An 11872-nucleotide genomic window follows, 5' to 3' on the forward strand; every position below is an offset into this window, starting at 1 on the left:
TGGCGCGGCGGCCGGTTCCTTCCCGGCCGCCGCGGCGGCGGGCTACTTCAGGGTGAGGCAGGCGACGCGGGCCCCGGCGGTGCCCACCTGCGGCCCCGAGGTCTTGGTGGCCTGGGCGTGGATGACCAGCGAGCCGGGGATCTTGGCACGTTCCAGGCCCCACTCGTTGCGGGCACTGGAGCGGGCCGCGCCCTCGGCGTTGGTGGTGAAGTCGAGCCAGACCTCGCTGGTCGGGTCGATCTGGCCGGGGTGATGCTGGTAGTGCGGGCCCGAGTCGTCGGGCTTCTTGCCGCAGGGCTTGGCGTGCAGGTGGGCGCCGTAGGCGCGCTCGGGCCGCAGGCCCTCCACGACGAGCGAGGTCCGCGTCTGGCCGCCGGTGGACTCGACGGTGACGCTGGCCTGGGAGCCCTTGGGGACGAGCTTGCGGTCGTAGGCGATGTCCGCGGCGTCGTCGTTGGTGAACTCGCCGGCGGAGGACAGGTTGATCGTCTCCTCCGGCGAGACCTTGGCGTTCTGGACCGGGGCGGGCGGGCCCGCGCAGGAGGCCACGGCGAACAGGATGAACAGGAAAGCGGGCACGCGCATGAGACCCCCATGATTCGAGCTCCTCCGGCATGAGGGCTCCGAGAGGGCACCCACTCTAACGAGTGATCGGCCTGCTACGTACGGTCATTGCCGCGATGTCGCGCCGCGATGTCATCGATGATGGCGGCCAGCGTGAAGTCGGCCTCGGTGAGCCTGCCCTGGTCATGGGTGGTCAGGGCCAGATGGAGCTTGCGCCAGCGGATGTCGATGTCGGGATGGTGGTTGAGCTCCTCCGCCTTGACCGCGATCTCGTCCACGATGCGGATGGCGGTGGGGAAGTCGGGCGCGGTGACCGTGCGCCTGATCTCGTCGCCCTCGCGCCGCCATTGCGGCAGGTCGTTGAGCCTGCTCTCGACATCCATGGCACCACGTTACTTCAGGGCCCCCGTCCCGAGCCCTGACTGGATCTGGCGTTGGAAGATGATGTAGACGATCATGACCGGGAGGATGGTGATGGACAGGGCCGCGAACAGTCCCGGCCAGTCCGCCTCATATCCGGCCAGCGTGGAGATTCTGGCGATGCCCTGGGTGAGCACCCATTTGTCCGGGTCGCCGGCCAGGAGGACGAGGGGCAGCAGATACTGGTTCCACTGGCCGAGCACATTGAAGATCGTGATGCTGATCAGGCCGGGGCGGGCCATGGGGACCATGATCTGGAAGAACGTGCGGGTGTGTGAAGCGCCGTCGATCTGGGCGGCCTCGGCGATCGCCTCCGGCAGTGTCCGGAAAAATGCTGCTAAGAAGAACACCGTGAACGGCAGCGAGTACGCGATGTAGACCAGGACGAGGCCGACGTGGGAGTTCAGCAGGCCCACCTGCTTGACCACGAAGAACAGCGGCCCGAGCGCCAGGAAGACCGGGAAGGCCAGCCCGGCCACGAAGTAGTAGTAGATCAGCCTGTTGCCGAAGAACCGGTAACGCGCCAGCACGTACGCCGCCATCGACCCGAACACCATCGTGCCCGCCGTGCCGAAGAAGACCACGATGACGGTGTTGAACATGTAGAGGCCGATATGCGCCTTGTCCCACGCCCGGCCCCACGCGTCCAGCCGCAGCGCCCCCGGCAGTTGCAGCGGGTCGCCGAAGATCTCGGTGTTGTTCTTGAACGAGGCCAGAAAGGTCCACAACAGCGGCGCGATGATCAGCAGCGCCCACACGGCCAGCGCCACATGCGACAGCCCGCTGAGGACGCCGGGCCGCGGCCGGCCCGTTTCACGCGAGGCCATGACTACAGCTCAACCCTCTCACGCCTGGTGGTCCGCAAGGTCAGCACCGCGAAGGTCACGGTGAGGAAGAACAGCGCCACGCCCATCGCGGACGCGTACCCGACCTTCTGGTAGGAGAAGGCCGTCTTGTAAATGGTGATCGGCAGAATGGTCGTGGCCCCGTCGGGCTCGCCCTTGTCCCCCGCCAGCACCTGGATCAGCGCGAACCCGTCGAAGGCCGCGACGCCCAGATAGATCCAGCCGACCTGGAGGGTGTCGCGCAGCAGCGGCAGCGTGATGGAGAAGAACAGCCGGACGCGGTTCGCCCCGTCGAGCGCCGCCGCCTCGAAATAGTCCTTGGGAATGGCGGCCATGCCCGCCGAGAACAGCACCACGTAGAAGCCGACCGCCTGCCAGACCATGACCGCGAGGATGGACCAGAGGGCCAGGCCCGGCTCGGTGAGCCAGCCGACGGGCTCGATCCCGAACCGGCCCAGCAGCCCGTTGATGACGCCGTCCTCGTCGGGCCGGTAAACGGCCTGGAACAACACCCCGACCACGGCCACGGCCAGGACCTGGGGGAAGAAGAACACCACCCGGTAGAAATTCGACCCCCAGATCCCGCGCATTCCGGCGCCCCGCGCGCCCCCACCGAGATTCAGCAGGAAGGCGAGGAAGAGCGCGATGACGATCGTCACCAGCGGCAGCACGAGCAGCAGGATTCCGTGATTACGCAGGGCCCGCCAGAACACCTCGTCGTCGAGCAACCGGCCGAAATTGTCCAGCCCCACGTACCGGACGATCGAGCTGTATCCGTTCCAGCTCGTCAGCGAAAGCTGGAACGCCTGGACGTACGGGCTGATGACGAAGACCGAGTAGAGCACGAGGGGAACGGCGAGAAACCCGGCGACGAATCCGTACTTGCGCAACCGCTGCATGCGTTACCGGCTCCGCGTCTGCTTGGTGACCGAGTCGTCGTTCTTGACGTCGTCGGCCTTCTTCTGCATGTTGGCGCAGAACTTCTCCGGGGTGATGCGGCCGGCCATGACGACGTTGATCTGTTCGGTGCCGTAGTCGAAGAGCTCTTTGTACCAGCCCTCGAAACGCGCCTCGGTGATGATGTTCTGGCCGGCCTTGTCCTGGGCCTTGGCGGCGCTCACGAGGCCGGCGGGCAGGTTCACGCCCTCGGCGGCGCCGTTCACGACCGTGAGGTTCTGCGTTTTCTCGGTGAAGCCCCGCGCGCCTTCCTTGGAGAGCATGAGGCGCAGGTATTCGAGGCCGCCCTGCGGGTTCTTGCCCTTGGCGGCGACCACGAAGTTCTCGCCGACGCCCACCTGAATGGCGCCGTACGGCATCTTGTCGGAGCCGGTGACCTCGGGGATGGGGGCGATGGCGTAGTCGAAGTCCGCCGGCTTGTCCTTGACCATCTCGTTCTCGACCCAGGAGCCGACGGGGTAGAAGAGCAGTTTGTTCTGCAGCTGCTTGACCTGGGTCTGCGTGTGGTCGAGGCCGAAGTAGGCTTTGTCGCCATATTTCGTCTGGACGTCCACCCACACGGTGACGGCCCGCTTCATCGGCTCGGCGTTCCAGGCGTTGTCGACCAGGTTGTCGATGTCGATGATGACCTGGTTACCGCCGATCTTCGCGGCGGTGTAGAGGACGTTCCAGAGCTGGTAGTACGGCCCCTTCTGCCCGGGATAGGCGAACAGCAGGATGCCCTCCGCCTTCGCCTTCTCGCCGAGCGCCAGGAACTCCTCCCAGGTCGCCGGCACCGTCCACTGCTTGGTCTCGAACAGCTTGGCGTTGTACCAGAGCGCGCGGTGCGACACCGTGTAGTTGAGCACCAGGTCCTTGCCGGTGACCTTGGCGTTCTCCAGGACGGCCGGCGTGACGGTGTCGCGCACCTTCTTGGCCGGGTCGTCGACCGAGGGCGCGTCGAACAGCGGGGCCAGGTCGGCCAGATGCCCCTCGGCGGCCAGCGCGGCCAGGTCCATCGAGTCGGGGCCCGAGTTGTTGAGCACGTCGGGCGGGTCGCCGGCGACGAAGCGCGGGCGGAGCTGGGTGCCGATCTGCTGGGTGGCGTTGTGCTTCACGGTGACGCCGGGATAGGCCTTCTTGTAGAGCTCCTCGTGCAGGTCCTTGGCGTACGCGTCGCTGTATCCGCCGCTGAAGATGACCACTTCGAGCGGCTTCTTGGCATCCACGCCGAACGGGTTCTTCGGGTTCGCGGAGGCCGGGATGGAGGTGGCGGGGGCGGCCGTGGGCTCGCCCCCCGTTCCGGCGGTGGCGCAGGCGCTCAGCAGGCCCGCGCCGGGGCCGGCGACGAACGCGGTCATGCCGATCCGGCGTAGCAGTTGACGCCTGGTGATCTCGCCCGGGTGGGTCATGGCGGCTCCTGGATTAGGAAAGTTTCCTAAACGTTTGCCCGCAACGTATGAACGCCCTCCGATGCCCGTCAAGGGGGCGCAATCGAGACGTGACCTTGCCGTGACGCCCCCGCCGACATCACGGCAGGAGCGTCAGCTCTTCCACCGGTCAGCCCAAGTGGGTGCGGGTTTCGGCGAAGGCCTGGTCCGTGCGCTCCAGGGCAGCCGCCACGTCGGCCTCCGTGTGGGCGGCCGAGAGGAACCAGTTGTGCCACGGGTGCAGGTAGACCCCGTGCCGCAGGCAGGCGTCGCTCCACCACATGGCCACCGACAGGTCGGCGTCCCCGTCGAAGCTGAGCCACGGGATCGTCACCGGGCCCGTCTGGTTGACCACGAACCCGTGCGCCTTGGCCTGCGTGTAAAGCCCTTCCCGAAGCTGAGTGCCCGCGCGTTCCATGATCGCGATGCCGTCGGTGTCGCGCAGCGTCTCGATGGTGGCCTTGGCCGCCGCCATCGCGACGGCGGAGAACCAGAACGAACCGGTCGAGTACAACGTCTGCGCGGGCCCGCGCAGCGCGTCGACGCCGGTTACGGCGGCGATCGGGTAGCCGTTGGCCATGGCCTTCGACCAGGCCGTCAGGTCGGGGCGCACGCCGTACGGCTCCCACGACCCCCGCAGGTCGATCCGGAACCCGGCCCGCACGTCGTCGATCACCAGCGCGGCCCCGAGCCGGTCCGCCAGGGCACGGGCGCCGCGCGCGAAGGCGGGCTCCACCAGCTCCTGGTCCTCGAAGGAGTCGTGGCGGAAGGGGGTGACGATGATCGCGGCCACGTCGCCCTCGACGGTCGCCGCGGCGGCCTCCAGGGACTCCAGGGAGTTGTAGGTGAACTCCACCAGGTCGGCCCGCTCGTTCGGCGTCGTGCCCGACAGGGACGGCGTGCACCAGGGGTCCGCCCCGTGGTAGGCCCCGTGCGCCATCAGCACCTTCGTCCGCCCGGTCGCGGCCCTGGCGACCATGAGGGCCTGGGTGGTGGCGTCGGTGCCGTTCTTGGAGAACATCGCCCAGTCCGCGCTCGGCACGGTGTCCACCAGCAGTTCGGCCAGCTCGACCATGATCGCACCGGGCCCGTTGAGGCAGTCGCCGAGCGCGGCCTGGCGGGCGGCGGCCGCCTCCACGCGAGCGTGGTGGTGCCCGAGCACGACAGGGCCCCAGCTGCACATGAAGTCGATGTACTCGCGGCCGTCCACGTCCCACTGGCGGCAGCCTTCGCCTCGCTCGAAGAACTGCGGGAAGCCGGGGGCGAAGAGGGCGGCGTTGAGGTGGCCGTACATGCTGCCGGGAACGACCTTCGAGGCCCGCCGGCGGAGATCTGCGTCGGTCATGGAGGGATCCTTAGAGGAGGGCGAGAGTGGAGTCGAGGTCGGTCAGGCCGGCGTCGGAGCCGAGGCCGGTGGCGACGCGGGCGGCGGCGGCCGTGCCCCAGCGGGCCGCCGTAAGGACGTCCCGATCGTGGAGGAGGCCGGTGAGAAAGCCGGCGCAGTACGCGTCGCCGCAGCCCGTGGTGTCGGACACCTCCGTCTTCAAGGCCGGCACACGCTCTGCCCCGTCCGCCGTCACGACGAGGCTGCCCGACGCCCCCAGGGTGACCAGCACGCCCCGCGGCCCGTCGGCGAGCAGGGCGCGGGCGGCGGCCTCGACGTCCGTCAGGCCGGTCATGAGCAGGGCCTGAGACTCGTTCGGCAGCACGTAGTCCACGTGGGGGAGGAACGCCCTGGCCATCCCCAGCAGGTCGGGCATCTCCGAGAGGAGGTCCATCGTGACGAGGGTGCCGGAGGACCGCACGGAGTCCAGGAGGGCGAAGAAGGCGGGGTCGCCGAGGCCGAAGGTGACGTCCATCCCGCCCAGGTGGATCGCCCGCGCCGAGCGCAGCACGTCGGGGTCCAGGTCGGCGTAGGTCACGGTGAGGTTCGCCCCGGGCACGTGGAAGCTGGGCCGCCCGCCGTCGGGCCTGATGGGCAGGATCGAGGCCGACGTGCGCTCCCCCGCCCTGCGCACCAGCCGCGACACGTCCACGCCCCGCTTGGCCAGCACCATCAGCAGGAAGTCGGCCAGCTCGTCATCGCCGACCGCGCCCATGGTGACCACGTCGTTGCCCAGCTTGACCAGGTCCACCGCCGTGCCCGCGGCGGCGCCGGCGGCGGTGAGGCGGATCTGGTCGACCAGCACGGTGTCCTGGCCCTCGGGGATGTGCTCGACGGGCCTGGCGAGAATGTCGACGATGTGGACGCCGACGGTGACGACGGTCATAGTCTAAATAGACAGACGTCCGAATAAAAAGTCAATGGAGGGTCGATGCCGAAGATCGTCGATCACGAGGAGCGCCGGCAGGAGGTCATGGCGGCCGCCCGCCGGGTGATCGTCAGGGACGGCATCGAGGCCGCCACCTCGCGCGCCATCGCCAAGGAGGCGGGTTACTCGAACGGGGTGCTCGCCCACTACTTCGGCGACAAGGACGAGATCCTGCTGTCCGCGCTGCGCGAGTCGCACGAGCGCATCCGTGCCAGGCTGACCGCCAAGGTCGAAACCAGGCGAGGGCTGGCCGCGCTGCGTGAGCTGCTGCTGGACAACCTGCCGCTGGACGCCGAGCGTGCCCAGGAGACGCGGCTGGAGGTGAGCTTCTGGAGCCGCAGCCTGGCCTCGGAGCGGCTGGCCGAGGTGCAGCGGGCGGAGGCGGCGGAGCTGCGCGCCGCCGTACGCGACCTGCTCGGCCAGGCCCGCGCGGCCGGCGAGCTGAGCACGGACGACGATCTGGACGACCTCACCGAGCACCTGCTCGCCCTGGTCGACGGCCTCAGCGTGCACCTGCTGCTCTACCCCGGCCGCCTGACCCGCGCGGACGCCGAACGGATCATGCTCCGAACTATGGGCTACATTGCACATATATGAGCCTTCGCGAGCAGTTGTGCGAGTACGGCCGCCGCGCCGTCGAACTCGGCCTGGTCATCGGCACCTCGGGCAACCTCAGCGTGCGCCAGGGTGACCTGGTCGCCGTCACGCCGTCGGGCGTCGCACTCGACCGGCTGACCCCGGAGACGTGCCCGATCGTGGACGTGACGGGTCACCTGGTGGAGGGCGACACGCAGCCGTCCAGCGAGACCCCCATGCACCTGGCCGTCTACGCGAGCACGGACGCGCAGGCCATCGTGCACACGCACTCGGTGTTCGGCACGGTGGTGGCGACGACGATGACCGAGCTGCCGCCCGTGCACTACAACGCGCTGCTGCTCGGCGGGGTGGTCAAGGTGGCCGAGTACGCCACGTACGGCACCCCCGAGCTGGCCGCGAACGTGCGCGCCGCCCTGGCGGGCAAGCGGGCCGCCCTGCTGGCCAACCACGGCGGTGTGACCATCGGGGCGACCCTGGAGGAGGCGTTCGAGGCCACCCGGCTGCTGGAGTGGCTCTGCGAGGTGTACGTCCGGGGCCTCGGCGTCGGCAAGCCGGCCATCTTGACGGATGAACAGCTCGCCGCCGTGGTCGAGCGCTCGCTCAACCCGCCGGAGTTCCCCCGGCGATGACCTGCTCGGCCAGCCCGAGGGGCAGGCCGCCCGACCCGGCGATGCGGTCGTGGAACTCCTTCAGCGGCCCCTGGAACGACTCCCGGATGCGGTCGATCTCGATCGCGCCCGTGAGGTAGGAGGGCGCCTGCGTGGGCCACGCGCAGTACCGGTTGACCTCGCCCTGCGCCGTGCCCGGCGACAACGACGCCTTGGTGGCCATGAACGTCTCGGCCTCCTCGACCGACATGTCCTCGCAGTGCAGCGCCGTGTCCACGACGATCCTGGCGGCACGGAAGATCCGGCAGTCGAGGTGGGCCAGCTCGGTGGCGGGGGTGTCGAAGTAGCCCTGCTCGTGCAGCAGCTTCTCGACGTAGAGGGCCCAGCCCTCGGTGAAGTACGGCGTCCTGAAGACCTTCCGCACCGTGCGCGGATTGCCCGCCATGTACGACAGATGCCAGTGGTGCCCGGGATAGGCCTCGTGCACGGCGATGGAGGGCATCTGGGCCCGCGAGTTGGTGCGCAGGCGCTGGCGTACCTGGTCGGGGGTGAAGTCGTCAGGCGTGTAGGGCACGAAGAAGATGCCCGTCCGCGAGGCGCTGAGCGGCGGCGGCGACAGGTAGTGGGCCACGGACAGCACCGGCCGGGTGTACTCGGCCGACGGCAGCACCTGGCACTCCTCGCCCTCGGCGAAGGTGACCAGGTCCCGGTCCCGTACGAACTCGCGGGCCCGCAGCGTCTCCGCCTCGTACTCGGACCGCATGTCGGCCAGGGTCGCCGGATGGTCGTCCATGAGGGACTCCATGGCGGCCCGCCAGTCCTGGGTGCCGTTGACCTGGAGCGCCACCTCGCGCATGCGGGCGTCCAGATCCGCCCAGGCGGCCTTGCCCTTCTCGTGCAGCTCGGCGGCGCCGTACCCGAGCAGTTCGCGCTCGCGCAGCAGCGTGGAGTAGAGCCGCTCCCCCATCCGCCAGGTGCCGCCGCACTCGAAGGCTTCGAGGAAGGTGACGAGTTCGTCGAACGCCCGCGCGGCCGGCTCGGCGGCCTCGGCCAGCTTGGCGCGCAGGCTCTCGTTCCTGACCATGGACGGGATCGTGCGGGTCAGGAAGTTGCGGCCGGTACGCGCCTGACCGAGGCCGCGCGTGACCAGCAGCGGGGCGGCCAGTTCCGGGTCCAGGTTCGAGCGGCAGGCCGCCAGCACGCCGGGCACCTCGGCCAGGCGGGACAGGGCGGAGCCCACCAGCTCGGGCTCGGGCTTGAGCCGGCGCTGGAAGGGCGCGTACATGGAGCTGAAGATCGGCCCGAGGTAGACGCTCGGGTCGCGCCGCCACTCGGGCCAGGACGCGAGCGCGATCGAGCCCTTGAGCTGCGACAGGACGAGATCTCTGTCGATCGCGTCGTCCAGCGACGGGGTCTCGGCGGCCGACAGGCGTTCGAGCCAGAGGACCTCCTGGCGCTCGCGGGCGAGCCAGCCGGAGGCGGTGAAATCGCCGAGGGTGTGATCGTAGCCGTCGGCCCCCAGCGAGGCGGCGGCGACGGGACGGTCGGAAAAGAACCACTTGAGAAACTCGTCCACCAATGCACCTTATCCTGTGCAAATGCCCCTGCAGATCACTGGCGCGCTAGGCGACCCTGACCTGATCCGCCTCCCCTGGGAGGTGCCGCTGGAAGACTGGCCGCAACACCATCTGGTCGATCTTCCTCGCGGCATCTCGCGGCACGTCGTGCGCTTCGCCCGGCTCTCCGGCAAGGTGTACGCGATCAAGGAGATCAGCGAGCGTTACGCCAAGCGGGAGTATCAGCTCCTGTGGGACCTGGCCAGGCTCGACGCCCCTTCCGTGGAGCCCGTGGCGTACGTCACCGGCCGCGAGAACGACCTCGACGCCGCCCTGATCACCCGGCACCTGCAGTTCTCGCTCCCCTACCGCGCGGTCATGTCGGGCACCCTGCGCCCCGACACGCTCACCCGCCTGCTGGACGCCCTGGCCGTGCTGCTCGTGCGGCTGCACCTGAACGGTTTCTTCTGGGGCGACTGCTCGCTGTCCAACACGTTGTTCCGGCGCGACGCGGGGGCGTTCGCGGCCTACCTGGTGGACGCCGAGACCGGCGAGATGCACCCGATGATCAGCGAGGGCCAGCGGCTGGGCGACATCGACACCGCGCACATGAACATCTTCGGCGAGATGCTCGACCTGGAGGCCGGCGGGCTGCTGCACCCGTCGATCGACCCCATGGAGACCGCCGAGGACATAGTGGCCCGCTACCACCGCCTGTGGAACGAGATCAACGAGAGCGAGATCATCGAGGAGGTGGACTGGCACCGCGTGGAGCAGCGCATCAGGCGGCTCAACCTGCTGGGCTTCGACGTGGCCGAGATGATGGTGCGGCGCAAGGTCGGCACCGGGCGGCTGATCGTGCGGCCCAAGGTCGTGGACGCCGGGCACCACCAGCGGCGCCTGCTCCGGCTGACCGGGCTCGACGTGGAGGAGAACCAGGCGCGGCGGCTGCTCAACGACCTCGACGGGTTCCGGGTGGCCAAGGGGCTGCGGCACGAGGACGAGGCCATAGTGGCCCACCGGTGGCTGGCGGAGGTGTTCCAGCCGACCGTCGCGGCCATCCCCGCCGACCTGCGCGGCAAGCTGGAGCCCGCGCAGCTCTTCCACGAGATCCTCGACCACCGCTGGTTCCTGTCGGAGCAGGAGGGCGCCGATGTCGGCGTGGCGGCGGCGGTGAAGTCGTACGTGGACAACGTGCTCGTCCACAAGCCCGACGAGCGGGCGCTGCTCCCCGACGAGCCCGCTCAGTAGCGGCTAGCTGCGAGGATTATTCGCAAATCGTACAGTTATGCGCAACGGTGGTGGTTTTCTCTCCCGTAGCCGTATAAAAGCTCCACGCCGGCGCTTGGTGATCATTCAGGCGTGATGCCGGACCCCTACGCTTTCCCTCGTCCCACGACGGCGAGGGAGGGTCCGTGCTCGGAATCGACACCTGCCTGGCAGAGGTCATGTCCATACCGGGGGCGCTGGACGCCATGCTGGTCGACCACACCAGCGGTATGGCGGTGGCATTCAGCAACGCCTCCGGCGTGGACGCCGACCGGTCGGCCGCCGCGCTGACCGAGACCCTGCGGGCCACCATCGAAGGCCTGGCCCGCACCCTGCCCGGCGACGTCGTACGCATCGACGACATGCTCGTCACCACGGACAAGGGCCACCATCTGCTCCGGCTGCTGGAGACCGTGTTCGAGGCGCCGCTGGTCATCTACGTGCGCCTCGACAGGGAACGATCCAATCTCGCCCTGGCCCGGTACCGCCTGCAGGCCATCTCCAGCGCCCTGACGACGTGACCCATGACCAGGCTCGACACACTCCTGGCCGGCCTGGCCCGCGAGCGTTCCACGGGTGCGCTCCGGGTCGGCAGGAGCGGCACGATCTTCCTCTCGGACGGGCGCGTGACGTACATGGAGTGCGCCCAGGCTCCCAGCGTCGAACGGCTGCTGGCCGTCAGGTGCCTGATGACCGAGACGGCGCTGCGCAGGCTTCGGGACGACGGCGGCTGCGAGCGCCTGCTGAAGGAGGGGCCGCTCACCCACGGCGAGTTGCAGTACGCGGTGCTCGGCGGGGTGCTGGACGCGGCGTTCTTCCTGCTGCCGGTGAGCGGGGCCCGGCCGAAGTTCCGGCCGGGCGAGCGGCACTGGCTGGGCGGGCAGTGGTTCTTCGACGTGCCGGGGCTGGTCAGGGAGTGCGCGCGACGGCGGGCGCAACTCGCCCAGATCTGGCCGTCGGCCGAGGTGGACACACTTCCGGTACGGCCGCTGCCCCGGCTGCCCGGGCACGGCGTGACGCTGAGCCGGGTCCAGTGGGAGGTCGTCGTCCGGGCCGACCACAAGGCGACCCCGCTGGAGCTGGCCAAGCAGATAGGGCGGCCCGCGTACCCCGTGCTGCTGGCGGTCAGGCAACTGGCGGCCTCGGGCCTGCTCGCCAGGCCCGAACCTCCTGAGCTGCCCAAGCGGGGCCAGCATGCCGCCGGGCAGAGCCCGCCGCACGATCCCGGGGCGGCGTCCCAGCCGCTGGGGCCGCCCGTGACGGGTGATCCGAGCGATCTGGCGCTGCTGATGCGGCTGAAGAAGGCGCTGGAGGAGTTGTCGTGAGGTTCCCCTC

At 69.3% G+C, this 11872-nt stretch carries 13 protein-coding genes; 5 read left to right on the forward strand and 8 right to left on the reverse strand.

The window, feature by feature from the left end; translation table 11 throughout:
• Positions 1 to 42: 42 nt before the first annotated feature.
• The 7 genes from ACFPZ3_RS10905 to ACFPZ3_RS10935 all read right to left on the reverse strand — a co-directional run bounded on the left by ACFPZ3_RS10905 (position 43) and on the right by ACFPZ3_RS10935 (position 6465).
• Positions 43 to 585: a superoxide dismutase family protein gene (locus ACFPZ3_RS10905; RefSeq protein ID WP_379513882.1), complete on the reverse strand. Its 543-nt coding sequence runs from the start codon at positions 583 to 585 to the stop codon at positions 43 to 45.
• A gap of 74 nt (positions 586 to 659) precedes the next feature.
• The gene (locus tag ACFPZ3_RS10910) at positions 660 to 947 is read right to left on the reverse strand and encodes a 4a-hydroxytetrahydrobiopterin dehydratase (protein ID WP_379513883.1); all 288 of its coding nucleotides are present in this window, start codon (positions 945 to 947) and stop codon (positions 660 to 662) included.
• A gap of 9 nt (positions 948 to 956) precedes the next feature.
• On the reverse strand, positions 957 to 1811 hold the full coding sequence (locus ACFPZ3_RS10915) for a carbohydrate ABC transporter permease (protein WP_379513884.1): 855 nt from the start codon (positions 1809 to 1811) through the stop codon (positions 957 to 959).
• Positions 1812 to 1813: 2 nt separating this feature from the next.
• Positions 1814 to 2728: a carbohydrate ABC transporter permease gene (locus tag ACFPZ3_RS10920; RefSeq protein ID WP_379513885.1), complete on the reverse strand. Its 915-nt coding sequence runs from the start codon at positions 2726 to 2728 to the stop codon at positions 1814 to 1816.
• 3 nt (positions 2729 to 2731) lie between these two features.
• The gene (gene ngcE / locus ACFPZ3_RS10925) at positions 2732 to 4177 is read right to left on the reverse strand and encodes an N-acetylglucosamine/diacetylchitobiose ABC transporter substrate-binding protein (protein ID WP_379513886.1); all 1446 of its coding nucleotides are present in this window, start codon (positions 4175 to 4177) and stop codon (positions 2732 to 2734) included.
• A 148-nt stretch (positions 4178 to 4325) separates the two neighbouring features.
• A complete protein-coding gene (locus tag ACFPZ3_RS10930) occupies positions 4326 to 5540 on the reverse strand; it encodes an aminotransferase class III-fold pyridoxal phosphate-dependent enzyme (RefSeq protein ID WP_379513887.1) in 1215 nt (404 codons plus the stop codon).
• Positions 5541 to 5550: 10 nt separating this feature from the next.
• A complete protein-coding gene (locus ACFPZ3_RS10935; protein ID WP_379513888.1) occupies positions 5551 to 6465 on the reverse strand; it encodes a carbohydrate kinase family protein in 915 nt (304 codons plus the stop codon).
• A gap of 45 nt (positions 6466 to 6510) precedes the next feature.
• On the opposite strand from ACFPZ3_RS10935, the gene ACFPZ3_RS10940 reads away from it, so the two are divergent.
• Positions 6511 to 7104 (forward strand): TetR/AcrR family transcriptional regulator, encoded by a 594-nt coding sequence (locus ACFPZ3_RS10940; protein WP_379513889.1) that lies wholly within the window; start codon positions 6511 to 6513, stop codon positions 7102 to 7104.
• On the forward strand, positions 7101 to 7733 hold the full coding sequence (locus ACFPZ3_RS10945; RefSeq protein WP_379513890.1) for a class II aldolase/adducin family protein: 633 nt from the start codon (positions 7101 to 7103) through the stop codon (positions 7731 to 7733). The genes ACFPZ3_RS10940 and ACFPZ3_RS10945 overlap by 4 nt, the downstream gene beginning before the upstream one ends.
• Here ACFPZ3_RS10945 and ACFPZ3_RS10950 read toward each other — a convergent pair.
• Positions 7705 to 9288: a DUF885 domain-containing protein gene (locus tag ACFPZ3_RS10950; protein WP_379513891.1), complete on the reverse strand. Its 1584-nt coding sequence runs from the start codon at positions 9286 to 9288 to the stop codon at positions 7705 to 7707. The genes ACFPZ3_RS10945 and ACFPZ3_RS10950 overlap by 29 nt on opposite strands.
• Before the next feature lie 22 nt (positions 9289 to 9310).
• Here ACFPZ3_RS10950 and ACFPZ3_RS10955 point away from each other — a divergent pair, with 22 nt between their 5' ends.
• From ACFPZ3_RS10955 to ACFPZ3_RS10965, 3 genes are all read left to right on the forward strand, one after another.
• Positions 9311 to 10519: a DUF4032 domain-containing protein gene (locus ACFPZ3_RS10955; RefSeq protein ID WP_379513892.1), complete on the forward strand. Its 1209-nt coding sequence runs from the start codon at positions 9311 to 9313 to the stop codon at positions 10517 to 10519.
• A 164-nt stretch (positions 10520 to 10683) separates the two neighbouring features.
• Positions 10684 to 11058: a roadblock/LC7 domain-containing protein gene (locus ACFPZ3_RS10960; protein ID WP_379513893.1), complete on the forward strand. Its 375-nt coding sequence runs from the start codon at positions 10684 to 10686 to the stop codon at positions 11056 to 11058.
• 3 nt (positions 11059 to 11061) lie between these two features.
• On the forward strand, positions 11062 to 11862 hold the full coding sequence (locus tag ACFPZ3_RS10965) for a hypothetical protein (protein ID WP_379513894.1): 801 nt from the start codon (positions 11062 to 11064) through the stop codon (positions 11860 to 11862).
• Positions 11863 to 11872: the final 10 nt, after the last annotated feature.

Source organism: Nonomuraea insulae, assembly GCF_042656245.1.

What these genes read in the sequence shown, in the direction of transcription:
- ACFPZ3_RS10910 (WP_379513883.1), bottom strand. Translation starts at nt 947, where the DNA reads ATGGATGTCGAGAGCAGGCTCAACGACCTGCCGCAATGGCGGCGCGAG.
- ACFPZ3_RS10905 (WP_379513882.1), bottom strand. Translation starts at nt 585, where the DNA reads ATGCGCGTGCCCGCTTTCCTGTTCATCCTGTTCGCCGTGGCCTCCTGC.
- ACFPZ3_RS10915 (WP_379513884.1), bottom strand. Translation starts at nt 1,811, where the DNA reads ATGGCCTCGCGTGAAACGGGCCGGCCGCGGCCCGGCGTCCTCAGCGGG.
- ACFPZ3_RS10920 (WP_379513885.1), bottom strand. Translation starts at nt 2,728, where the DNA reads ATGCAGCGGTTGCGCAAGTACGGATTCGTCGCCGGGTTTCTCGCCGTT.
- ACFPZ3_RS10935 (WP_379513888.1), bottom strand. Translation starts at nt 6,465, where the DNA reads ATGACCGTCGTCACCGTCGGCGTCCACATCGTCGACATTCTCGCCAGG.
- ACFPZ3_RS10930 (WP_379513887.1), bottom strand. Translation starts at nt 5,540, where the DNA reads ATGACCGACGCAGATCTCCGCCGGCGGGCCTCGAAGGTCGTTCCCGGC.
- ACFPZ3_RS10955 (WP_379513892.1), top strand. Translation starts at nt 9,311, where the DNA reads ATGCCCCTGCAGATCACTGGCGCGCTAGGCGACCCTGACCTGATCCGC.
- ACFPZ3_RS10945 (WP_379513890.1), top strand. Translation starts at nt 7,101, where the DNA reads ATGAGCCTTCGCGAGCAGTTGTGCGAGTACGGCCGCCGCGCCGTCGAA.
- ngcE (WP_379513886.1), bottom strand. Translation starts at nt 4,177, where the DNA reads ATGACCCACCCGGGCGAGATCACCAGGCGTCAACTGCTACGCCGGATC.
- ACFPZ3_RS10965 (WP_379513894.1), top strand. Translation starts at nt 11,062, where the DNA reads ATGACCAGGCTCGACACACTCCTGGCCGGCCTGGCCCGCGAGCGTTCC.
- ACFPZ3_RS10940 (WP_379513889.1), top strand. Translation starts at nt 6,511, where the DNA reads ATGCCGAAGATCGTCGATCACGAGGAGCGCCGGCAGGAGGTCATGGCG.